General features: G+C 66.9%; 20 protein-coding genes. 13 read left to right on the forward strand and 7 right to left on the reverse strand.

The features are described 5' to 3' along the window. Positions 1 to 73: 73 nt before the first annotated feature. The 3 genes from lolA to Q0P60_RS19095 all read right to left on the reverse strand — a co-directional run bounded on the left by lolA (position 74) and on the right by Q0P60_RS19095 (position 5,179). Complete coding sequence (gene lolA, locus Q0P60_RS19085; protein WP_294997103.1) at positions 74 to 712, reverse strand: outer membrane lipoprotein chaperone LolA; 639 nt, start codon at positions 710 to 712, stop codon at positions 74 to 76. Positions 713 to 835: 123 nt separating this feature from the next. Further along, positions 836 to 2,779, reverse strand: a complete 1,944-nt coding sequence (locus Q0P60_RS19090; RefSeq protein WP_294997104.1) for a DUF3857 domain-containing protein — start codon at positions 2,777 to 2,779, stop codon at positions 836 to 838. 39 nt (positions 2,780 to 2,818) lie between these two features. Next, positions 2,819 to 5,179: a DNA translocase FtsK gene (locus Q0P60_RS19095; RefSeq protein ID WP_294997106.1), complete on the reverse strand. Its 2,361-nt coding sequence runs from the start codon at positions 5,177 to 5,179 to the stop codon at positions 2,819 to 2,821. A gap of 234 nt (positions 5,180 to 5,413) precedes the next feature. On the opposite strand from Q0P60_RS19095, the gene trxB reads away from it, so the two are divergent. Further along, a complete protein-coding gene (trxB, locus tag Q0P60_RS19100) occupies positions 5,414 to 6,385 on the forward strand; it encodes a thioredoxin-disulfide reductase (protein WP_294997108.1) in 972 nt (323 codons plus the stop codon). Between the two features lie 80 nt (positions 6,386 to 6,465). Here trxB and Q0P60_RS19105 read toward each other — a convergent pair whose 3' ends face one another. Then, positions 6,466 to 7,995: an N-acetylmuramoyl-L-alanine amidase gene (locus Q0P60_RS19105; protein ID WP_294997110.1), complete on the reverse strand. Its 1,530-nt coding sequence runs from the start codon at positions 7,993 to 7,995 to the stop codon at positions 6,466 to 6,468. Positions 7,996 to 8,185: 190 nt separating this feature from the next. Between Q0P60_RS19105 and Q0P60_RS19110 the strand changes: the two genes are divergently transcribed. Then, on the forward strand, positions 8,186 to 9,310 hold the full coding sequence (locus tag Q0P60_RS19110) for a GNAT family N-acetyltransferase (RefSeq protein WP_294997112.1): 1,125 nt from the start codon (positions 8,186 to 8,188) through the stop codon (positions 9,308 to 9,310). A gap of 99 nt (positions 9,311 to 9,409) precedes the next feature. Here Q0P60_RS19110 and Q0P60_RS19115 read toward each other — a convergent pair whose 3' ends face one another. Beyond that, a complete protein-coding gene (locus Q0P60_RS19115; RefSeq protein ID WP_294997113.1) occupies positions 9,410 to 10,678 on the reverse strand; it encodes a hypothetical protein in 1,269 nt (422 codons plus the stop codon). Positions 10,679 to 10,749: 71 nt separating this feature from the next. On the opposite strand from Q0P60_RS19115, the gene aat reads away from it, so the two are divergent. From aat to Q0P60_RS19130, 3 genes are all read left to right on the forward strand, one after another. Then, on the forward strand, positions 10,750 to 11,490 hold the full coding sequence (aat, locus tag Q0P60_RS19120) for a leucyl/phenylalanyl-tRNA--protein transferase (protein ID WP_294997172.1): 741 nt from the start codon (positions 10,750 to 10,752) through the stop codon (positions 11,488 to 11,490). An 86-nt stretch (positions 11,491 to 11,576) separates the two neighbouring features. Further along, positions 11,577 to 11,795, forward strand: coding sequence for a translation initiation factor IF-1 (infA, locus tag Q0P60_RS19125; RefSeq protein WP_005409596.1), 219 nt, complete (start codon positions 11,577 to 11,579; stop codon positions 11,793 to 11,795). 201 nt (positions 11,796 to 11,996) lie between these two features. After that, a complete protein-coding gene (locus tag Q0P60_RS19130; protein ID WP_294997116.1) occupies positions 11,997 to 12,380 on the forward strand; it encodes a hypothetical protein in 384 nt (127 codons plus the stop codon). Positions 12,381 to 12,456: 76 nt separating this feature from the next. Here the strand turns inward: Q0P60_RS19130 and clpA are convergent, their stop codons facing one another. Then, positions 12,457 to 14,742 carry an ATP-dependent Clp protease ATP-binding subunit ClpA gene (clpA, locus tag Q0P60_RS19135; RefSeq protein ID WP_294997118.1) on the reverse strand — a complete coding sequence of 762 codons (2,286 nt, stop codon included), beginning with the start codon at positions 14,740 to 14,742 and terminating at the stop codon, positions 12,457 to 12,459. 138 nt (positions 14,743 to 14,880) lie between these two features. Here clpA and Q0P60_RS19140 point away from each other — a divergent pair, with 138 nt between their 5' ends. Next, the gene (locus Q0P60_RS19140; protein WP_294997120.1) at positions 14,881 to 15,693 is read left to right on the forward strand and encodes an APH(6) family putative aminoglycoside O-phosphotransferase; all 813 of its coding nucleotides are present in this window, start codon (positions 14,881 to 14,883) and stop codon (positions 15,691 to 15,693) included. Positions 15,694 to 15,771: 78 nt separating this feature from the next. Here Q0P60_RS19140 and clpS read toward each other — a convergent pair whose 3' ends face one another. Further along, positions 15,772 to 16,098: an ATP-dependent Clp protease adapter ClpS gene (gene clpS, locus Q0P60_RS19145; RefSeq protein ID WP_005416477.1), complete on the reverse strand. Its 327-nt coding sequence runs from the start codon at positions 16,096 to 16,098 to the stop codon at positions 15,772 to 15,774. Between the two features lie 112 nt (positions 16,099 to 16,210). Between clpS and Q0P60_RS19150 the strand changes: the two genes are divergently transcribed. The 7 genes from Q0P60_RS19150 to Q0P60_RS19180 all read left to right on the forward strand — a co-directional run bounded on the left by Q0P60_RS19150 (position 16,211) and on the right by Q0P60_RS19180 (position 21,068). Continuing rightward, positions 16,211 to 16,684, forward strand: coding sequence for a hypothetical protein (locus tag Q0P60_RS19150; protein ID WP_294997122.1), 474 nt, complete (start codon positions 16,211 to 16,213; stop codon positions 16,682 to 16,684). A 1-nt stretch (position 16,685) separates the two neighbouring features. Beyond that, positions 16,686 to 17,147, forward strand: coding sequence for an NUDIX hydrolase (locus Q0P60_RS19155; protein WP_294997124.1), 462 nt, complete (start codon positions 16,686 to 16,688; stop codon positions 17,145 to 17,147). Then, positions 17,144 to 18,286 carry a tRNA 2-thiouridine(34) synthase MnmA gene (gene mnmA / locus Q0P60_RS19160; RefSeq protein ID WP_294997126.1) on the forward strand — a complete coding sequence of 381 codons (1,143 nt, stop codon included), beginning with the start codon at positions 17,144 to 17,146 and terminating at the stop codon, positions 18,284 to 18,286. Before Q0P60_RS19155 ends, mnmA begins: the two co-directional genes overlap by 4 nt. Continuing rightward, positions 18,283 to 18,897 (forward strand): high frequency lysogenization protein HflD, encoded by a 615-nt coding sequence (hflD, locus tag Q0P60_RS19165; protein WP_294997128.1) that lies wholly within the window; start codon positions 18,283 to 18,285, stop codon positions 18,895 to 18,897. Before mnmA ends, hflD begins: the two co-directional genes overlap by 4 nt. 221 nt (positions 18,898 to 19,118) lie before the next feature. Next, a complete protein-coding gene (locus Q0P60_RS19170; protein WP_294997130.1) occupies positions 19,119 to 20,309 on the forward strand; it encodes a methyl-accepting chemotaxis protein in 1,191 nt (396 codons plus the stop codon). A gap of 98 nt (positions 20,310 to 20,407) precedes the next feature. Further along, positions 20,408 to 20,623, forward strand: a complete 216-nt coding sequence (locus tag Q0P60_RS19175) for a hypothetical protein (RefSeq protein WP_294997131.1) — start codon at positions 20,408 to 20,410, stop codon at positions 20,621 to 20,623. Between the two features lie 97 nt (positions 20,624 to 20,720). Continuing rightward, complete coding sequence (locus Q0P60_RS19180; protein WP_294997133.1) at positions 20,721 to 21,068, forward strand: hypothetical protein; 348 nt, start codon at positions 20,721 to 20,723, stop codon at positions 21,066 to 21,068. Positions 21,069 to 21,073: the final 5 nt, after the last annotated feature.

Below are 21,073 nucleotides of genomic sequence, written 5' to 3' on the forward strand. Positions count from 1 at the left end.
CGGTAGTGCCGGCCGCTGGCCGGCAACCGAAATCACGTAATGCCGGCCAACGGCCGGCATTACGCTTCCGCCATCAATTGCCGATGACGTCGGTGCCCTTGGGCGGAGTGAAGCTGAAGGTACCGGCGGCGAAGCCCGGATTGCGCTTCCAGCCACTGAAGGTGATCACCGTGCGCTGGCCAACGGCGTCGGTGATTTCCATCCTGGCCAGGCCCTGGGCATTGAAGCCCAGCGCGGCGTACTGGAAGCTGGCCTCGGTGTCACGCTTCGGCGACAGCGACAACCACTGCAGGCCATCACGCGGCGCCGCCTCCTCGCTGAGGTCGTACTGCTGGTCCAGCAGCGCCGGATTGATCAGCGCGGTCAGCGGGCTGTTCTGCTCTTCCTTGCCCTGCTCGCGCACGGTGGCCTGCTCCAGGTCCGGCTCGTACATCCAGACCTTCTTGCCGTCGGCCACGATCAGCTGCTCGTGCGGACGCACGTACTCCCAGCGGAACAGGCGCGGCGCCGACAGCGCCACCCGGCCACTGGTCGATTCCTTGACCTTGCCGCGGCTGTCGAACACCTGCTGGCTGAACTGGCCATCCAGGCCCTTCAAGCCACTGGTGAAACTCTTCAGGTCATCGCTGGCACCGGCCCAGGCGCTGCCAGCGGCGGCGCAGGCCACGGCCAGGGTAGTGGTGGCGAGGAAACGACGGAAGCGGAGATTCATGCAGGAATCCTGTGGGCGCGGGCGCCAGGAAGGGTGAATGGCAGTGTGCCCGGACGAAGATGAATGGGCGATCAGGGCGACATTATGCCGCCCTGATCGTGCATCGGCGATTCAGCCTGCCGATCAGCCAGCCGGCGCCGGCAGCTTTCCGTACAGCACCTGGCCACGGAAGCCCCGGCGCACCTCGCGGTACAGCGCGCGGAACGCGCCGTAGTCCTGCGGCTGGCACAGCGCTTCCGGTCCGCGCACCGCATTCTGCTGCAGGCGGTGATGCACGATCACCTCCTGGCCCTCGCGGCTCCAGTCCACCCGGTACTCGCCGGCGGCGTTGGCGAAACGCTGGCTGGCCGGAATCGCGATGATCGGTGCGTTGGCCGGGAACTGCAGGCGATAGGTTTCCTCGCGCAGGCTGGCGTTGCAGTAGAACGGCGTCTCGTTGGCCGGCGCCGAGGCGGTGGCATACAGCCCGCGCACCGACTCGCCGCCCGGCGGATCCGGAACGGCCATGCCGCCGGCCACGCTGAAGTCGGCGTAGTCCTCGGCCTGGAAGGCCATGCGGTAGCCGAACGGCCGGGTCAGGTCGACCGGTACGCCCTGCAGTTGCAGCTGCCCCCGGCCATCGAAACCCGAGGCAGCCATGATCTGCTCCTCGGCGCGCGCACGGTTCTGTGCGTTGAGCTGTGCGAACTGCGCGCGCATGCCGATCTCGGCGTTCTCACCCAGCCGCGGCAGCGTCTCACCACGCAGATTGCCATTGGCGTCGAAGCTGAAGCGCACCTCCATCGAGGTGGCATTGCGCTGCGGCGTATTGGCCGGGGTGCGCGCCAGCGTGGCGTCACGGGTCCGCATCACCGGTGCACCCAGGTCACCTTCCGGCAACTGGCCGAAGCGCGCCCACGCCGTGGTCGAATCCAGGTACAGATCGAATTCCGGGACGTAGGTGATGGCGTGGTTGAAGCGACCCAGCACCGGAATCTTCGGCAGCGTCGGGCCGCCGCCGGCACCGATCAGCACCGGCGAACTGGCGATGCCCTTGGCCGCCAGCAGCGCCTCCAGGATCGTCACATGGTCCTTGCAGTCGCCGTAGTGGTTGTCGAGGATGCTCTGCGCGCTGTTCGGTTCCAGGCCACCATTGCCCAGGTACACCGCCACGTAGCGGATGTTCTGCGCCACCCAGCGGTACAGCGCGTCGGCCTGCTCGCGGCGGTCGCTGAGGCCGGCGGTGATCTCGTCAGCCAGCGCCTGCAGCTGCGGAGTCACCTGCGCCGCCGGACCGGCCTTCAGCTGGTAGGCACGCCCCATCTGCGCCCAGTCACGATAGGTGCTGGCCATGATATTCGGGCCGAATTCCCAACCGGCCGCCGACCAGTTCTGCGCCGGCATCGCCTCGCGCCGCTGGTAGCGCCAGCGCCATTGCGCCTGGCCGTTCTTCACCGTCGGCCGGTCACTGCCCTGCACGCCGCGGCTGTCGACGAACATCGGCAGATTGGCCGGCGCGCTGAGGGTGACCTCGGCGTCCTCGTACTCGGTGAAGACGTTGAAGGTCTCCCACAGGCCGAAGTAGCCGGGGAAGTACGGCGTGGCCTGGGTGCGACGCACCTGGTAGTACAGGCGCGTGCCCGGTGCCAGGTTCGGGAACACGATCACCCGCACCTTGCGGTCGGCGTACATCGCCGCCGAGGCGCTGGAGTAGCTTTCCTGGGTGTAGATACGGTCGGCCGGCACGTCGCGGCGCTGGCCGTCGGCGGTAATGGTGTAGGCGCCGAGCACCTCCAGCGTTTCCATCTTCTCGCTGTAGCTCAGCCGCACCTGGCTGAACTGCTCGACGGAGGCCTTGGTCTTGAGCAGGACCTCGTAGGTTTCGGTCTGCACATTGCCCGCATCCGGGCGCACCTGGTAATCGGCGCGATAACGGACAATGCTGAAATTGTTGCTGGCTTCGGTATCGCCGCCGGTCGAGGGCGGCGCCGTGGCGGGCGCGGAGGTGGCGGTTTCCGCCAGGGCCGGGCCGGCAGCCAGAAGGCCTGCCAGCGCCAGCGCCAGCGCGCTTGGTACGGGGTGAAGCATGCGTCGGTTCCTTGGACGTCGTGGGGGATACGTCGGGTCTTACTTCGGCGGTGGCGGTGCCAGCACCGTACGGTCGCCGTTGTGCTCGGGCGCACTGACCACACCGGCCGCTTCCATGGCCTCGATCAGTCGCGCAGCACGGTTGTAGCCGATCTTCAAGCGGCGCTGTACGCCGGAGATCGAGGCACGCCGGGTCTCGGTCACCACCCGCAGCGCTTCGTCATACAGGGGATCGGACTCATCGCCGGCAGAGCTGCTCTCGGGCAGGCCGGTGGCACCGACGACCACGCCGTCGCCCATCGTCTGCACTTCGTCCAGCACGCCGTCGACATAGTCGGCCGGGCCCATCGCCTTGAGGTGCTCGACCACGCGATGCACTTCCTCGTCGGAGACGAAGGCGCCGTGCACACGCTCGGGCATGGCGGTACCCGGCGGCAGGTACAGCATGTCGCCGTGGCCCAGCAGGGTTTCCGCACCGGACTGGTCGAGGATGGTGCGCGAGTCGATCTTGGAGCTGACCTGGAAGGCGATGCGGGTCGGGATGTTGGCCTTGATCAGGCCGGTGATCACGTCCACCGACGGGCGCTGCGTGGCCAGGATCAGATGGATGCCGGCCGCACGTGCCTTCTGTGCCAGGCGCGCGATCAGCTCTTCCACCTTCTTGCCGACGATCATCATCATGTCGGCAAATTCGTCGATGAAGATCACCACGAACGGCAGTGTCTCCAGCGGCCGCGGCGCCTCGCCCAGTTCCGGGTTCGGCTTGAACAGCGGATCCATCAACGGCTGGCCGGCGTCCTGTGCTTCCTTCACCTTCTTGTTGAAGCCCGCCAGGTTGCGCACACCCACCGCGCTCATCAGCTTGTAGCGGCGCTCCATCTCGGCCACGCACCAGCGCAGGCCGTTGGCGGCCTCCTTCATGTCGGTGACCACCGGTGCCAGCAGGTGCGGGATACCCTGGTAGACACTCAGTTCGAGCATCTTCGGGTCGATCATCAGCATCCGCAGGTCTTTCGGCGAAGCCTTGAACAGCAGGCTCAGCACCATCGCATTGACCGCCACCGACTTGCCCGAGCCGGTGGTACCGGCCACCAGCAGGTGCGGCATGCGCGCCAGATCGGCCACGGTCGGGCGGCCGGCGATGTCCTTGCCCAGCGCCAGGGTCAGCACGCTGGCCGACTTGTCGTATTCCTTGGAGCGCAACAGCTCGGACAGGAAGATCATCTCGCGGGTGACGTTGGGAATCTCCAGGCCGATCACCGACTTGCCTGGAATGACATCGACCACGCGCACCGACTTCACCGACAGGCCGCGGGCGATGTCCTTGTCCAGCGAACTGATCTGGCTGACCTTGATGCCCGGCGCCGGCTCGATCTCGAAGCGGGTGATGACCGGACCCGGGTTGGCGCCGACCACCTGGGCCTCGATGCGGAAGTCCTTGAGCTTGAACTCGATCTGCCGCGACAGGGTCTCCAGCGTCTCCTCGTCGTAGCCCTTCGGCTGCGGCTTGGGGTCATCCAGCAGGGCCAGCGGCGGCAGGTCCGAGCCATCGCCGTTGACGCCGCGGAACATCGGAATCTGGTTGTCACGCTTGGCCCGGTCGCTCTTCTCGATCACCGGCTCCGGACGCGGCTCGATCTTCACCGGCTCGCGCTTGGCGCGCACCTCGGCATCGGCCTTGCGCACTTCCTGGCGTTCCTCGCGCATCACGCGGGTCTGCTTCCATTCGGTGACTTCTTCCTTCTTGCGCTCCAGCAGCGGCGCCAGCGACATCACCCCGCGGCCGATCTTCTCCATCACCGTGAACCAGGACAGGCCGGTGGCGAGGGTGATCGAGGCCAGCAGCAGCACCAACACGAACAGGTTCGCCCCCAATGCACCGAAGCCCACCGTGAGCGAATTGCCGACCAGCTTGCCAAGGATGCCGCCGGCACTGGAGACGTCGCCACTGAACAGGCGCACATGCAGGAAGCCGGTGCCGGCAATCAGGAAGCCGACCAGGCCGACCAGGCGCAGCGCCGGGTCCAGGTCGTTCTCGCCCTTGCTCTCGCGCTTGAGGCCGAACATGGCGATCCACGCCAGTGCGCCCAGCACTACCGGCAGCAGGAAGGCGACATAGCCGAACAGCTGCAGCAGCACGTCGGCAATCCAGGCCCCGGCGCGACCGCCGAGGTTGTGCACCGGCGCCACCACGCTGCCGGTATGCGACCAGCCCGGGTCAGTCGCTGAATAGGTGAACAGACTGGCCGCCAGATACAGCAGGGCCGGCGCGATGGCGATCAGGCCCAGGTCGCGCCAGAGGCGCTGGCGGCGTGGATTGTCGGTCGTCGCCGCCGCGGCCGTGCGACGTGACGCCTTGCTGTCGTCGGACTTGGAGCGTTCAGGGACCTGCTTCGCCACCTTAGACCATACCTTTGGAATGCGCTGTTAGTGATTGATAATAAATGAGACGGCGTCAGTTTTCAGTTATGCGACATCTGACCGGGCGTTGGGAGGGCCGCAACCCCCCCCTGGATGACGCTGTTCTGTTCATCGGCTTGAATCGCCCACGCCCAGCCGCCACTCTATGACCAGCCACGGACGCTGCGCAAACATCGCCAGCGCCTTGTCCCATCTACCTTTTCGCGAGTTTACATGAGCACCAGCCTGCCCTCCCGCCACCAGCGCCTCGTCATCCTCGGTTCCGGCCCGGCCGGCTGGACCGCCGCCGTCTACGCCGCCCGCGCCAACCTGAAGCCGGTCGTCATCACCGGCCTGCAGCAGGGTGGCCAGCTGATGACCACCACCGAGGTGGATAACTGGCCGGGTGACGCGCACGGCCTGATGGGCCCGGACCTGATGGCGCGCATGCAGGCCCACGCCGAGCGCTTCGAGACCGAGGTCATCTTCGACCACATCCACACCGCCGACCTGTCGCAGCGCCCGTTCAAGCTGATCGGCGACAGCCATGAGTACACCTGCGATGCGCTGATCATCGCCACCGGCGCCACCGCCAAGTACCTGGGCATCCCGACCGAGGACGAGTTCAAGGGCCGCGGCGTGTCCGCCTGCGCCACCTGTGACGGCTTCTTCTACCGCGACCAGGACGTGGTCGTGGTCGGCGGCGGCAACACCGCCGTGGAAGAGGCCCTGTACCTGTCCAACATCGCCCGCAAGGTCTACCTGGTCCACCGCCGCGACACCCTGAAGGCGGAGAAGATAATGCAGGACAAGCTGTTCAAGAAGGTCGCCGAAGGCAAGATCGAGACCGTCTGGCACCACCAGGTGGAAGAAGTGCTGGGCAACGATGCCGGCGTAACCGGCGTGCGCGTGAAGTCCACCCAGGACGGCAGCACCCGCGACATCGACGCCCACGGCTTCTTCGTGGCCATCGGCCACCATCCGAACACCACCCTGTTTGACGGCCAGCTGACGATGAACAACGGCTACCTCGAGATCCGTTCCGGCCTGGGCGGCAACGCCACCCAGACCTCGGTGGAAGGCGTCTTCGCTGCCGGCGACGTTGCCGACCAGCACTACCGCCAGGCGATCACCTCGGCCGGCTTCGGCTGCATGGCCGCACTGGACGCCGAGCGCTACCTGGACGCCCAGGGCAAGGCCAGCTGAGACCAGCCCACCGCTGCCCTGCCGGGTCGTGCCTTGCACGACCCGGAGCCAAGGCCGACGCCAACGCGTCGGCCTTCTTGTTACGGTGATGCGGCAGCCACCCGCGTCTGCGCGCCACTACGGTCGCGATCATCACCGGACACGCAGTGAACGGCATGGGGCACCGGCTTGGACTGGACGCCATCCGCGTCAAGCACGCGCGTCTCCCAACCCAGCCGACCTACGCTGTTGCGCCCGCAGCTCAGCTTCACCCGGCGGGGCTGATCAGGCGCGCCGACCACCACCTCGGTACCGGTACAGCCCCAGCCGGGCGGACAGAGCGTGTTGTTGGTGATCAGGCGGATCGGGAACTGCGGATGACCGTCGACGCCGACATCCACTTCCCGTGACTCCCCCGCCGGCACCTCGACATCCGCAATGGGATGCCCCGCCAGAGGCACGCACGCCTCACCCTCCGCCCATAGGCGGTAGCCCTTCTCCACGCCCTTCATCGAGGCAGAGCGGAATACGGGATCCAGCAGTGCAGCCACATCCTCTGGATTGGTGTGGTAAGCGGTTTCGATGATGACGGACGGCATCCTGCCGATGCGGTTCTCGCCGTGCCCTCCGGCGCTTGATTGTGCACGGATCGGGAAGTCCTCATAGCCTGGCTGCGCCCGGATGACTTCCCGCATCGCGCACAGGATGCTATCCCCCAGCGCCTTGTCCTGCGGCTTGGAGCGATGATGGTAGACCTCGGCGCCGCGCATATTGGTCGATGCGCTGCCGTTGCTGTGCAGGCTAAGCAGCACATCCACAGCCAGGTGGTTGGCGTAGTTGGGGCGGGCCCTGATGTCCTCATCCTTCTCGCGAGCAGGGTTCAGGCTGCTGGGGTACTCATTCCACATGTCGGTGCGATCCGGAAACATCGCCTTCAGGTGGTAGCGGGATGACATGTGCCCCCAAGGCTTCTCGGACTCCGGATGCAGCTCGGCGGAACGGCTCCGCGCCCGGTGCACCGTCAAACCGCTGCGTCGCTCGATCAGCCCTTGCAACTCGTCTGCGTAGACTGGGCTCAGCGTATCTTCCTGTATGCCGAGAGAAGAAGGTCGTTGAAACTTCCACTCTCCGCCCGGGTGCAGGCTGATGTAGCCATGACCTGCCGAGATCAGGGCAGCGCTGGGTATGGACTTCGTCTGGGCAGGTGGCGGAACGGCCAGATCCTCTGGGTAATACTCTTCAAGGGTCCTACCCTCGAAGGTGAAGTCAATATCGTGTATTTCCAGTCCCGACTTCTCGGCGAAGAACCTCAGCAATGAGGCCATTGGGTACAGGAAGAATTCGCCATAGCTCCCATCGGGCCCAGGAAGATATCCCGGGCCAAAATTGATCGTCATGGATTTTCTGCTCAAATCAAGACGGATGCTGACGCTGACATGTCGCAGCACCCCTTCCTCCTGCAGATGCTGCATCAACTGCGATGACGCCTCCCGTTCCAGCATGGCTACCAGTTCGGCATAGATGCCGGGATCCTCGACCACCACTACTGCATCGCCCGAGGAAGCGGAAACGGGCACCACAAAACCCAGACCACACACGACCGCCAGGGCGGCAAGACTCGACTTCTGCATCGCAGATTCCTCCAGGGATGGACGCGCACCGCTTCGGCGGTACAGCACCACCCTGCCTCCCGCGCGCATCGACAAACCGCGACCGGGCGCACATGGCAGGAGGATTCAAACTTTCCTCATTGGATCGCTGGAACGAACCCATCCGATGGCGGCAGCGGCGTTCGCAAGCCGACTGCCCTATCCTTGCCTCATGCTCTCCGCCCGCTTCCTCAACGCCCTGCAGCCCATCCCCGCCGCCGACTGGGACGCCCTGCACGATGGTCGCAACCCCTTCGTCAGCCACGCGTTCCTCTGCGGACTGGAAGAACATGGCTGCCTGCGCGAGGACTGGGGCTGGCAGCCGCAGCACTTTACCCTGTGGGAAAGCGACACCCTGGTTGCTGCCATCCCGGGCTACCTGAAGACCAACTCGCACGGCGAGTTCGTGTTCGACCACGCCTGGGCCAACGCCTATGCGCGTCACGGGCGCGACTACTACCCCAAATGGCTGGGCGCCGTGCCGTACTCACCGGTCACCGGCCCGCGCCTGCTGGCGCGTCACGATCCGCACCGTGCGGCGCTGCTGCCGGCACTGCGCCAGGCGCTGCCAGCGCTGGGAGTGTCCTCGGCGCACATCAACTTCCACACGGCCAGCGACGAGGCCCTGTTCGGTGACGACTGGCTGCTGCGCGAGGATGTGCAGTTCCAGTGGCACAACCCCGGCCACTGGCAGACCTTCGAGCAGTTCCTCGCCGCGATGGATCACAAGCACCGCAAGAACATCCGCCAGGAACGCGCCAAGGTCAGCCGCCAGGGCATCACCTTCCGCGTGGTCCACGGCAATGAGGCCAGCCGCGCCGATCTGCAGGCGATGTATCGCTTCTACCTGCAGACCTTCCTCGAATACGGCAACGCTCCGGCCCTGACCGAGGCGTTCCTGCGCCACCTGGCGATCTCGCTGGGGCGCGGACTGGTGCTGTTCCTGGCCGAGCAGGACGGCGAGCCGATTGCCGGTGCGCTGTGCCTGCGTGGCGGTGACACCCTGTACGGCCGCTACTGGGGCGGCGCCACCCTGCCCGGCCTGCATTTCGAGGCCTGCTACTACCAGGGCATCGACTACTGCCTGCGCGAAGGCCTGTCCCGTTTCGAACCTGGCGCGCAGGGCGAACACAAGCTGGCGCGTGGCTTCCTGCCGACGCGGGTGCGCAGCCGGCATTGGGTGGCCGACGCCGACTTCGCAGCGGCGCTGCAGGCGTGGTGCCGGCAGGAGCGACGGGATGTGCAGCGCTACCAGCAGGAACTGCAGGGGCATGCGCCGTTCCGTGCAGACAGCTAGCGCCGCATCAGTTCAAGAGCGTGCCGACCAAGGTTGGCACCCACCCGATCAATGGACCCAGGCTGGCACCCGCCGGATCAATGCGCGGAGGTGCCGCGCTCAGGTACATTGCCAGAAGTGCCCGCTTACCCGGCATTGCGCGCACCAGAAGGTGTAGAGCATGCCGCCGCTACCCCACAGCAGGGCGCCTTCGTCCGTGGTCGGCAGCGTTGAATCCAGCTGCATCACGAAGGGCATCTCCTGGCCGCAATCAATGCACGCCGGGTACCAGGCGCTCTGCACCCAGCTCGGCGCGCCCCCCACCCGCGACAGGTTCTGCCGGTGATTGGACTGGCCCCAGTCCTGCTGCTGCCAGCGCGCAGTGTCCATGGCCACCAGCCCAACCTCGGCCTGCATCAGGTCGCCACTGTCGGTGGGCGTGTTCGGCACCTCCCGGTACTGGCTGGGATGGCAGCTGGGCAGGCCACCGGCATCGTGGCGATAGAAGCGCACCGGCGGCTCCTCCCAGCCACAGCAGTCCAGGCACAGGCCCAGGGTGATCCCACCCTCCGCACCCGGCTGCAGGGCAGCGGCATCGGTCTGCAGCAGGCGCTGCAACGGCGCATGGCAGCCCCCGCACGAGGCCTCCAACGGCCCTCCCATGTGGCCAACGTGATGCAGCTGTCCGCCATTCCAGGTCGGATGCAGGCGCCAGATCCGCTTGCGCCAACCCGGCTCGTCGGCCTGTTGCGCGCGATGCTGCTCCCGGCCGAAACGGAAGTGCAGCGGCTGCTCGCCATGCAACCTTCGCAGCTGCGGCCCGTCGGCCACGCCCGCCCAGTGGGCCCAGGCGTCGGCATCCAGCTGGCCGCGATCAACCAGATAGCCGCGCGCCGCAGCGTGCGTCGCCGGCTGGGCGGCGAGCAGGACTGCCCTGGCCCGTGCCATCTCGCGATCATCATCGGCCTCGGCCAGGATCTGCGCCCAGTCCGCGGCCAGTGCCGGCGGCAGAGCGCGCCAGACCTGCGAGGCCAGCTGCACGTCATCCTCGGCGGCCACCGCCAGCAGCGCCGCCCAGTCCTCCTGCAGCACCTGCGGTGCCTGGTAGCTGGCGAACTCGACCACGCTGGCCAGCAGCTCGCCACGCTCGCCGTCACGGTAACGCCGCCAGCCTTCGGCACAGACCGACGCGACCGCCTCGTCCGGCAGCAGGTCGAGCGCCATGTCCAGCATGGCCGAGCCCGGCGAATGCCGTGCCAGCGCCTGCAGCATCACCTCGCCGAGTTGGCGCGGCTGCGCGGCGGCCAGCGAGAGCAGCATGCCCAGGCTGTCGTCTCGCGTACGCGGGGCGTCGTGCGCGTCGAGGATGGCGGTGATCGGGTCGCTCATGCGGGGCTCCTTGCCGGTGGATGAGGATGGTGCCAGACATCGTGGATCACCACGACGAATACAATGAGCGCATGACCCGCCAGCTGCCCTGGCGCCTGGCCGATGCGCCGGACGCCCCTTTCCCGCCGGCCGAGACCGCGCTGCGCCAGCCCGATGGCCTGCTCGCCGTGGGTGGCGACCTGCATCCGGTACGCCTGCTCAACGCCTATGCGGGCGGCATCTTCCCGTGGTTCAGCGAGGGAGAGCCGATCCTGTGGTGGTCACCCGACCCGCGCATGGTATTCCGGACCGATGGCGTGCACCTGTCCGCCCGCTTCCGTCGCCAGCTGCGCAGCAGCGAATGGGACGTCACTGCCGACACCGCCTTCAGCCGGGTCATGCGCGCCTGCGCGGCGGCGCCGCGGCCAGGCCAGGAAGGCACCTGGATCAGCCCGGCGATGGTGGACGCTTACAGCCAGCTGCACGATCTCGGCTTCGCCCACTCCTTCGAGGTCTGGGACCGGCAGACCCTGGTCGGCGGCATCTACGGGGTCGCGATCGGATCGATGTTCTTCGGCGAAAGCATGTTCAGCGGCGCCAGTGGCGGCTCCAAGATCGCGCTGGCTGCATTGGCGGCCACCCTGCGCGGCTGGGGCTGGCAGCTGATCGACGCCCAGGTGGAGAATCCGCACCTGCTGCGGATGGGGGCCGAGCACCTGCCCCGTGCCGCCTTCCTTGAGCAGGTGCGCCAGGCGGTGCGCCGTGACGGGCGCGAAGGCCCCTGGACCACGGCGGTCGGACGCCTGCCAGCACGGGCTTTGGCCGGGGGTTAACACAAACTTTGCAAGCTGCGCCCGTCACGCGTAAAATACTGCGCCTTAGGCCCAGCGTGGCCGTTTTCTGAACCGCACAGGACTACATGTCGAAAGACGATTCCATCGAGTTCGAGGGCACCGTCAGCGAGACGCTGCCGAACACCACTTTCCGCGTTCGTCTGGAAAATGGGCACGAAATCATCGCCCACATCTCCGGCCGCATGCGCAAGAACTACATCCGCATCCTCACCGGTGACCGGGTCAAGGTTGAAATGACCCCGTACGACCTGACCAAGGGTCGTATCACCTACCGCATGAAGTAAGCGGTCGGCGCCTGGCGCCACTTCGACAAGGCCAGCCCTGGTTGCTGGCCTTTTGTCATGCCTGTCATCCGGCCCTGCCGGAGGTCATCATGACCGAACTCACCGTGGCGTCGGTCAGCCCCGCTTGCGGCAGATTCGCATTTGCCGGGGCGGCGGCATCGTGGGATCCGATCCAGTCCGGATCGCCACCCCTCCCCGATCATGAACGCCCTGCTCCCGCACGTCCTGCTGCCGGCAGTTCTGCTGGTCAGCCTCCCCCTGGCAGTGCATGCCACCGAACCGGCCAGGCCCTCCGCACCGGCCGAGTGCATCGCGCTCAGCCCCCAGCGCGATATCCGCCCTTCCAGCACCGAGCGTGAACTCCTGCTGCGCGACGGCGACAAGCACTATCGGGTTCTCCTGCAGAAGCGCTGCCTGGGTGCCGCCGTTTCGGCCAGCTACGTGTTCTTCACCCCGGCCACGCCCGAGCGCATCTGCGGGGATGCCCGCAGCACCCTGCAGACCGACAGCAACCACTGCGCGGTGACCCGGATCGAGCCGATCGATGCGGCCACCTTCAAGCGCCTGGCCCAGCAGGGGCGTTGAGGCACGGATCAAACAACAAGGGCGGCCGAAGCCGCCCTTGTCCACCCGCCATCTCCACAGTCGATACGGCGCCGGCTTACTCCACCGTCACCGGCAGCAGGCGCTCCGGTTCGGCCTGGGTTTCGACCACCAGCTCGTCGTCGCGGACGTCGATGTTGACCTTGCCACCGTTGACCAGCTTGCCGAACAGCAGTTCGTCGGCCAGCGGACGCTTGATCTTGTCCTGGATCACGCGGGCCATCGGGCGTGCACCCATCAACGGGTCGAAACCGTGGTGGGCCAGCCAGTCGCGGGCGGTCGGCGTCGCCGACAGGCTGACATGCTTCTCCTGCAGGCGCATTTCCAGCTCGATCAGGAACTTGTCGACCACGCGCAGGATGTGCTCGAAGCCCAGCGCCTGGAACTGCACCACCGCGTCCAGACGGTTGCGGAACTCGGGGGTGAAGCTGCGGCGGATGGTTTCCATCGCGTCGGTGGCATGGTCCTGCTTGGTGAAGCCGATCGAACGCCGCGAGGCCTGCGCCGCGCCGGCATTGGTGGTCATCACCAGCACCACGTTCTTGAAATTGGCCTCACGACCATTGGTGTCGGTCAGCACGCCGCGGTCCATCACCTGCAGCAGGATGTTGAAGATGTCCGGGTGCGCCTTCTCGATCTCGTCCAGCAGCAGCACGCAGTGCGGTGTCTTGACGATCTTCTCGGTCAGCAGGCCGCCCTGGTCGAAGCCCACGTAGCCCGGAGGCGCACCAATCAGGCGGCTGATCGAATGCGGCTCCATGTACTCGGACATGTCGAAGCGGACCAGTTCGATGCCCAGCTGCAGTGCCAGCTGCTTGGTCACCTCGGTCTTGCCGACACCGGTCGGGCCAGCGAACAGGAAGTTGCCGATCGGCTTTTCCGGGTTGCCCAGGCCGGAGCGGGCCAGCTTGATGGCCGACGACAGCGTCTCGATGGCCGGATCCTGGCCGAAGATCACCATCTTCAGGTTGCGCTCCAGGTGCTGCAGCACATCCTTGTCGCTAGCGCTGACCTGCTTGGTCGGAATGCGCGCCATCTTGGCGACGATCGCCTCCACTTCCTCGACGTCGATCAGCTCCTTGCGCTGGCCTTCCGGCAGCAGCCGCTGGCGGGCGCCGGCCTCGTCGATCACGTCGATCGCCTTGTCCGGCAGCAGGCGGTCGCCGATGTGCTTCACCGACAGGTCCACCGCCGCCTGCAGCGCCTCGTCGGAATAGGTCACGCCGTGGTGCAGCTCGTACTTGGACTTCAGGCCCTGCAGGATCTCATAGGTCTCGCCGACGGTCGGCTCGACGATGTCGATCTTCTGGAAGCGACGGGCCAGTGCACGGTCCTTCTCGAAGATGCCGCGATACTCCTGGAACGTGGTCGAGCCGATGCAGCGCAGCTCGCCGGAAGCCAGCGCCGGCTTGATCAGGTTGGAGGCATCCATGGTGCCGCCCGACGCCGAACCGGCACCGATGATGGTGTGGATCTCGTCGATGAACAGCACCGCGTTGGGCACCTTCTTCAGTGCGGTCAGCACGCTCTTCAGGCGCTTCTCGAAGTCGCCACGGTACTTGGTACCGGCCACCAGCGCGCCCAGGTCCAGCGAGTAGATCACCGCATCGGCCAGCACGTCGGGAACCGAGCCCTCGATGATGCGGCGGGCCAGGCCCTCGGCGATGGCGGTCTTGCCGACGCCGGCCTCACCCACGTACAGCGGATTGTTCTTGCGGCGGCGGCACAGCACCTGGATGGTGCGCTCGATCTCGTCGGCACGCCCGACCAGCGGATCGATACGGCCGGCGCGGGCCGCATCGTTGAGATTGCTGGCAAATTCGGTCAGGGCATCGCCCTTCGGCTCACCCTCCCCGCCCTCCATGCGGCTCTCGCCCTCGGAAGACGACGACGGCTGCTCGCCTTCCTCACCCAGCTTGGCGATGCCATGGGACAGGTAATTGACCACATCCAGCCGGGTGACATCCTGCTGGTTGAGGTAATAGACGGCGTGGGAGTCCTTTTCGCCGAAAATGGCGACCAGCACATTGGCGCCGGTCACCTCCTTCTTGCCCGAGGACTGCACGTGGTACACGGCCCGCTGCAGCACACGCTGGAAGCCCAGGGTCGGCTGGGTGTCGCGGCCGTCATCTTCGGCCAGGCGCGACACGGAGGCCTCGATGGCCTGCTCCAGCTCCTGGCGCAGACGTTCGGCGTCGGCCCCGCAGGCCTTCAGTACGGCCTGGGCAGACGGGTTGTCGAGCAGTGCCAACAGCAGGTGTTCGACCGTCATGAACTCATGCCGGGCCTCACGGGCGCGCTTGTAGCACTGGCCGATGGTGTGTTCGAGGTCTTTGCTGAACATGGATTACTCCGGCGGCAGATGGGGACAATATGCGGCCTGACTACGCGATTTCCATCACCCTAGCGGATTGCAGCGTTCAGATGGCGTTAGCAGTACACATCGCTTGATCTTCATTCACTCCAGGACGGCCCATCGAGCATGAGCGAACCCTACCTGAGCCGCTGGCGATTACGGCGTGATGGCACTGCCATCGAAACGCCCCATGCCCTGCTCTGGCCGGTGCTGACCGCCGCCGGCGAGCCAGCGATGCTGAAGGTCAGCAGTGAAACCGAAGAGCAGAACAGCCACCGCCTGCTGCGCTGGTGGGATGGCGACGGCGCCGCCCGCCTGCTGGCCCACGAGGGACCGGCGATCCTGATCGAGCGGGCCGTTGGCGACTCGCTGCGGCAACGCTCGATCGGCGGCGACGATGACGCCTGTACCTCCATCCTGTGCCAGGTCCTGCAGCGGCTGCACCGGCCACGGAGCGCGCCACCCGGCGATCTGGTCTGCCTGCGTACATGGTTCGCCGACCTGCTGCAGCCAAGGGCCGCGCTGCCCCCACTGCTGGAACAGTGCAGATCACTGGCGGAGGGGCTGCTGCAGGAGGAGCGCGAGATCCGGCCACTGCATGGCGACCTGCATCACGACAACGTGCTGGATTTCGGCGCGCGCGGCTGGCTGGCGATCGATCCGAAGCGGCTGCTGGGTGACCGCGCGTTCGACTACACGACGCTGTTCAGCAACCCGGACCTGTGCGGCCCCGGCATCCATGTGGCGACCCGGCCCGAGCGCTTCGCTGCCCGGCTGCAGCAGGTCGGCGCGAGCGCAGGCCTCGAACGTACGCGGCTGCTGCGCTGGATTGCGGCCAGCATGGCGTTGTCGGCGGTGTGGTTCCGGGATGACGGCGACCCGGCCGAGGTCGACGAGGCGGTCGCGCGGATGGCGCTGGAGGCGCTGGCGGAGGGGTGATCCAGCGGTAGTTGCCCACCTTGGTGGGCACGCCGCGAACAGCAGCCGAGCAGGGGCTCGGCTCTACAATGGGGACGGTCAGGCCTTTTCCATCGTGCACAGCAGCGGATGCTGGTTCATCCGCGAGTACTCGTTGACCTGGGCGACCTTGGTCTCGGCCACTTCGCGGGTGAACACCCCGCACACGCCACGGCCACGCGTATGTACGTGCAGCATCACCTGCGTGGCCTTGTCCAGGTCCATGCTGAAGAACTGCTGCAGCACGTCCACCACGAAATCCATCGGGGTGTAGTCGTCGTTGAGCAGCATCACCTGGTAGAACGGCGGCGGCGCCACTTCCGGGCGCGCGGGTTCCACGGCAACGCCGTGCTCGTGCTGGGAATCGGGGGAAGACTCATGAGGCATCTGCCCATTATAGAGCCTGCGCCCGGCCTGCGTCGGCCCGCCGCAGATTGGACGGCACGGACGCCCACCGTCACAATTGCACCTTCTTTCAATTCTGCTTCACAGGATCTTCATGAAAAGGACCCTTCTGCCCGCCCTGCTGATCGCCCTGGTCGCCGCCGGCTCCGCCGCTGCCGAGACCCAGGCCGACAAGTCCGTGGCCCGCCACCTGGACAAGCTGGGCTACACCTACGAGGTCGACGAGGATGGCGACTACCGCATGGTCTTCGACGTGGAGGGTGGCCGCACCCAGATGGTCTACGTGCGCTCGACGGTGGAAGATTTCGGCAGCCACAACATCCGCGAGATCTGGTCGCCGGGCTACAGCTCCAAGACCAAGCAGTTCCCGGTGGCCGTGGCCAACCGCCTGCTGGAGGATTCGCAGGACGCCAAGATGGGCGGCTGGGTGAAGCAGGACACCATGGCCATGTTCGTGGTCAAGATCGACGCTGATGCCTCTTCGGACCAGCTCAGCGACGCCATCGATGCGGCCATCCGCACCGCCGACGCGATCGAGCTGGAACTGACCAAGAAGGACGAGTTCTGAGTTGAACGCCACGCCGGACCCGCGCTGGGCACCGCACGCCACCGTCGCCACCGTGGTGGTGGACGGCGGCCGTGTGCTGCTGGTTGAGGAAACCATCGACGGCCGGCAGGTGCTGAACCAGCCGGCCGGCCACCTCGAACCGGGTGAAAGCCTGGCCGAGGCGGCCCTGCGCGAGACCCGCGAGGAAACCGGCTGGACGGTGCAGCTGACCGATTTCATCGGCTGCTACCAGTGGACCGCAGGCGACGGCACCGCCTTCCTGCGCTTCTGCTATGCGGCGCGCCCGGTCTCGCACGACCCGGCGCAGCCGCTGGACACCGGCATCGACCGCGCACTGTGGCTGGCCCCGGACGCGCTGCAGGCGGCCGGCGAACGCCTGCGCAGTCCGCTGGTCTGGCAGGTGGTGGCCGATTTCCTGGGTGGCCAGCGCCATCCTCTTTCGCTGGTCAGGGAGGTCGCATGAGCACTCCGCGGGTAATGGTGGGCGTCTCCGGTGGCGTCGATTCTTCGGTGGCTGCCTGGCGGCTGGTCCAGCAGGGCGAGGCGGTGGCTGGCCTGTTCATGCAGAACTGGGCCGACGACGGCAGCGGCGACTGCCGCGCCGAGGACGACCGCCGCGATGCGGTGGCCGTGTGCGGCCTGCTTGGCATCCCGTTCCACTTCCGCGACTTCTCCAGCGAGTACTGGCAGGGCGTGTTCGAACACTTCCTGGCCGAGTACGCGGCGGGCCGCACGCCGAACCCGGACGTGCTGTGCAACCGCGAGGTGAAGTTCAAGCACTTCCTGGACGCCGCCCGCGAACTGGGCGCCGAGCGCATCGCCACCGGCCATTACGCGCGGGTCGCCCAGCGCGGCCAGCAGTGGCTGCTGCTACGCGGCGCCGACCGCTCCAAGGACCAGAGCTACTTCCTGCACCAGCTGGGCCAGCAGCAGCTGGCGGCCACGCTGTTCCCGATCGGCGACCTGGAGAAGAGCGACCTGCGCCGTATCGCCCGTGATGTCGGCCTGCCGACCCACGCCAAGAAGGACTCCACCGGCATCTGCTTCATCGGCGAGCGCGACTTCCGCGAGTTCCTCGGCCGCTACCTGCCGGCCAAGCCGGGCCAGATCCTCGACCCGGCCGACGGCGGCGTGATCGCCGAGCATCCGGGCGTGTTCTATTTCACCCTCGGCCAGCGCGAGGGCCTGAACATTGGTGGCGTGCGCGGCCGCCCCGCGGCGCCGTGGTACGTGGTCGGCAAGGACGTGGCCAGCAACGTGCTGTACGTGGACCAGGACCGTGACAGCCCGTGGATGCTGTCCGAGCGCCTGCGCTCGGAGACCGCGCACTGGATCGCCGGCGCGCCACCGGCACGCCGCTTCGAATGCACCGCCCAGACCCGCTACCGCCAGCCCGACGAGCCGTGTACGGTCGAGGTGCTGGACGATGGCAGCGTGCGGGTCACTTTCGCCCGCCCGCAGCGCGCCGTCACCCCTGGCCAGTCGCTGGTGCTGTACGACGGTGACGTGTGCCTGGGCGGCGCGGTGATCGCCGCCACCGATGCGCCGCTGGAACAGCGCCTGCGCACCACCCCTTCTCCTTTTGAGGTAATCGCTGCATGAGTTTCACTGTCGACGACCGCGTCCTGGCCCTGGCCGGCATTGCCCAGGCCCTGCAGCAGGTACGCCGCATCGCCGATACCGGCCATTCCGACGCCGCCGCCGTGCGTACCGCCGTGGACAGCGTGTTCCGCGTCGACGCGTCCTCGCCGCAGGAGGTGTTCGGTGACCGCCATGCCTTGAAGGCGGGCCTGCGCCTGCTGCACAACTACTTCCGCAGCCAGGGCCAGGACCCGATCCTGCCCAAGCTGGCGCTGTCGGTACTGCAGCTGGAGCGTCGCTTCGTGCAGGACGGTGCCACCGTCAACAAGGTGGCCTCGGGCATCGAGCGCGCCCAGCGCCAGGCCGGCGAACTGGGCGACAGCGGCCACCCGGACGTGCTGGCCAGCCTCGGCGGCCTGTACGCGGACACCATCAGCCACCTGAAGCCGCGGGTGATGGTCCAGGGCAACCCGCACTACCTGGGCCAGGCCGGCGTGGTTGCCGAGATCCGCGCCCTGTTGCTGGCCGCGGTGCGTTCGGCGGTGCTGTGGCGGCAGCTGGGTGGCAGCTACTGGGACTTCCTGTTCAGCCGCAAGGCCATGATCGAGGCCGTGGACCGCCAGCTGGCCTGAGGGCCTGGGGTCAGAGCCCTTTTCCATGGGAAAGGGATCCGACCCCGCCTGCCGCCAACCCCGGGGGTCGGATCCCTTTCCGGCACGGATAGGGCCCTGACCCCGAACCGCGCGGCAGCGCCGGAAAACCGGCGCATTCAGAATGCACTTCGAAGCACATCGACGTTAAAGAGAAAGGGGGTACGGCCGATACATCCTCCGTGCACCTCCCGAGAACGTCCATGTACTCACGCATTTTCATCCGTCTGGCCGCCCCCCTGGCTCTGACCCTGCTGCTCCCCTTCGCCATCGGTTTCGAATGGCCGGCCGCCCTGCGCTGGGCGATCCTGACCACGATGACGCTGAGCTGGCTCGGCTTTGCGTGGTGGACCACCCGCGCCCAGGCGCATCGTTCCCCGGAACATGCCCGTGTCCTGCGTGAGCAGGATCAGCTGCTGACCGAGCTGCGCAGCTTCGTCGGCAACGAGATCGACGGTTCGCGCGGCGAAGTGGAACGTGCCCGTGACCTGATCCGCCAGGCCGTCTCCAGCCTCGGCGGCAGCTTCGATGCGATGAACCGCAAGTCGCGCCAGCAGAGCCAGGCCCTGTCGCGCATCGTCGACCGCGCCGGTGATGAAGGCAGCGCCGGCCTCGACGTTGCCCGTTTTGCCCAGCACGCCAGCCATCGCATGGAACAGCTGGTCGAAGCCCTGGAACAGGTCAGCGGCCAGAGCACCACCACCGTGCAGCACATCGACCAGATGGCGCAGCACCTGGATGGCATCTTCGCGCTGCTGGAAGACGTCAAGTCGATCGCCGACCAGACCAACCTGCTGGCACTGAACGCCGCCATCGAAGCCGCGCGCGCCGGTGAAGCCGGACGTGGCTTCGCAGTGGTTGCCGACGAAGTGCGCAACCTGTCGGAGCGTTCGACCACCTTCAACGAGCAGATCCGCAAGCTGGCGCACAGCTCCAAGGACGCCATCGCCAAGGTCCGCGAGACGGTCTCGCACATGGCCTCGCGCGACATGGACCGGTCCCGCGAAGCGCGCCAGGAAGCGGCGGCGATGCTCGACAACGTGGCCCAGATCAATGCCTCGCTGGGCGACGGCATGCGCGAAGTCTCCGATTGCGCCCGATCGATCGATGGCAGCGTGGCCGAAGCGGTGCGTGCCCTGCAGTTCGAAGACATCGCCACCCAGGCCCTGGGCGGCGTGCACACCCACCTGGACCGCCTGACCGCCATCAACCGCGAAGCGGTGGCCCTGCAGGAACTGCTGCACCGCAATGGCGGCGTGTTCGACGAAGAGATCGCCACCGCCCTGCAGCGCACTGGCAGCCGCCTGCGCGAACTGCGCAGCGAATGGGAACGCCCGCCGCACAAGCCGGTTGCCCAGCAGAGCATGGGCGCTGGTACCGTCGAGCTGTTCTGATCCTGATGTCCGCTGCCGCTGCCGGCAGCCCGCAAGGCCCCGGTTCGTCCGGGGCCTTTGCCTGTGACCCGCCGTTGGATGCATCCTGTACGCGCACCATGACCCTGATCCGCGCCCTGCCCTCCCTCACCGACACCGAGCGCCCGCGCAATGCGAGCGTCCGTGAGCAGCTGCAGCAGCTGGAAGAGGTGGCCCGCGAGGAGATCCGCGAGCTGCAGCAGCTGGCGGACGCGCGCCCTGCCCCGCCGCGCGCGGACGACGCGCTGCTGGGACTGGCCTGGGACCTGGGGCTGGATGGCGAGGCCTTGAAGTAGAACCACGCCGCGCGCGAATGGCTTTCACGGCCATCCATTGCAACGACATGGCATGATCGCCTTACGCCACCCACGGCGGGACACGGAGTGTCGTCGCATGAGCAGCACGTTCATGACCTGGCTGGGATTTGCCGCGATGATGCTCATCGCAGTCACGTTCACCTGGCGCCCCGCCTACGCCACCTTGCGACCGCCCCGGCATAGGCCTGTCGCTTTCCTGTTCGGCAGCCTGTTCTTCATGCTGATGGCGTTCGCATTCGCCTGGATGGCGGCAACTGCCCTCAGCACCGGGCATGTCCATCTGAGCCACCACCGCGCCGGCACCATTGATGCGTGGCGGGAGATCCAGCCGATCACCTATTGGCTGCTCATCGTGCTGGCGTATCTGATCGGACTGCTGACCGCCAGCTACGCCATTGCCGGCATCGCCCTGATGGACGGGTAGCTCCG

The organism is uncultured Stenotrophomonas sp. (assembly GCF_945952405.1).
Lineage (GTDB): Bacteria > Pseudomonadota > Gammaproteobacteria > Xanthomonadales > Xanthomonadaceae > Stenotrophomonas.

What these genes read in the sequence shown, in the direction of transcription:
- clpS (WP_005416477.1), bottom strand. Translation starts at nt 16,098, where the DNA reads ATGCCTCATGAGTCTTCCCCCGATTCCCAGCACGAGCACGGCGTTGCC.
- Q0P60_RS19180 (WP_294997133.1), top strand. Translation starts at nt 20,721, where the DNA reads ATGAGCAGCACGTTCATGACCTGGCTGGGATTTGCCGCGATGATGCTC.
- mnmA (WP_294997126.1), top strand. Translation starts at nt 17,144, where the DNA reads ATGAGCACTCCGCGGGTAATGGTGGGCGTCTCCGGTGGCGTCGATTCT.
- Q0P60_RS19105 (WP_294997110.1), bottom strand. Translation starts at nt 7,995, where the DNA reads ATGCAGAAGTCGAGTCTTGCCGCCCTGGCGGTCGTGTGTGGTCTGGGT.
- Q0P60_RS19150 (WP_294997122.1), top strand. Translation starts at nt 16,211, where the DNA reads ATGAAAAGGACCCTTCTGCCCGCCCTGCTGATCGCCCTGGTCGCCGCC.
- trxB (WP_294997108.1), top strand. Translation starts at nt 5,414, where the DNA reads ATGAGCACCAGCCTGCCCTCCCGCCACCAGCGCCTCGTCATCCTCGGT.
- Q0P60_RS19090 (WP_294997104.1), bottom strand. Translation starts at nt 2,779, where the DNA reads ATGCTTCACCCCGTACCAAGCGCGCTGGCGCTGGCGCTGGCAGGCCTT.
- lolA (WP_294997103.1), bottom strand. Translation starts at nt 712, where the DNA reads ATGAATCTCCGCTTCCGTCGTTTCCTCGCCACCACTACCCTGGCCGTG.
- Q0P60_RS19130 (WP_294997116.1), top strand. Translation starts at nt 11,997, where the DNA reads ATGAACGCCCTGCTCCCGCACGTCCTGCTGCCGGCAGTTCTGCTGGTC.
- infA (WP_005409596.1), top strand. Translation starts at nt 11,577, where the DNA reads ATGTCGAAAGACGATTCCATCGAGTTCGAGGGCACCGTCAGCGAGACG.
- hflD (WP_294997128.1), top strand. Translation starts at nt 18,283, where the DNA reads ATGAGTTTCACTGTCGACGACCGCGTCCTGGCCCTGGCCGGCATTGCC.
- clpA (WP_294997118.1), bottom strand. Translation starts at nt 14,742, where the DNA reads ATGTTCAGCAAAGACCTCGAACACACCATCGGCCAGTGCTACAAGCGC.
- Q0P60_RS19170 (WP_294997130.1), top strand. Translation starts at nt 19,119, where the DNA reads ATGTACTCACGCATTTTCATCCGTCTGGCCGCCCCCCTGGCTCTGACC.
- Q0P60_RS19175 (WP_294997131.1), top strand. Translation starts at nt 20,408, where the DNA reads ATGACCCTGATCCGCGCCCTGCCCTCCCTCACCGACACCGAGCGCCCG.
- Q0P60_RS19115 (WP_294997113.1), bottom strand. Translation starts at nt 10,678, where the DNA reads ATGAGCGACCCGATCACCGCCATCCTCGACGCGCACGACGCCCCGCGT.
- aat (WP_294997172.1), top strand. Translation starts at nt 10,750, where the DNA reads ATGACCCGCCAGCTGCCCTGGCGCCTGGCCGATGCGCCGGACGCCCCT.
- Q0P60_RS19140 (WP_294997120.1), top strand. Translation starts at nt 14,881, where the DNA reads ATGAGCGAACCCTACCTGAGCCGCTGGCGATTACGGCGTGATGGCACT.
- Q0P60_RS19110 (WP_294997112.1), top strand. Translation starts at nt 8,186, where the DNA reads ATGCTCTCCGCCCGCTTCCTCAACGCCCTGCAGCCCATCCCCGCCGCC.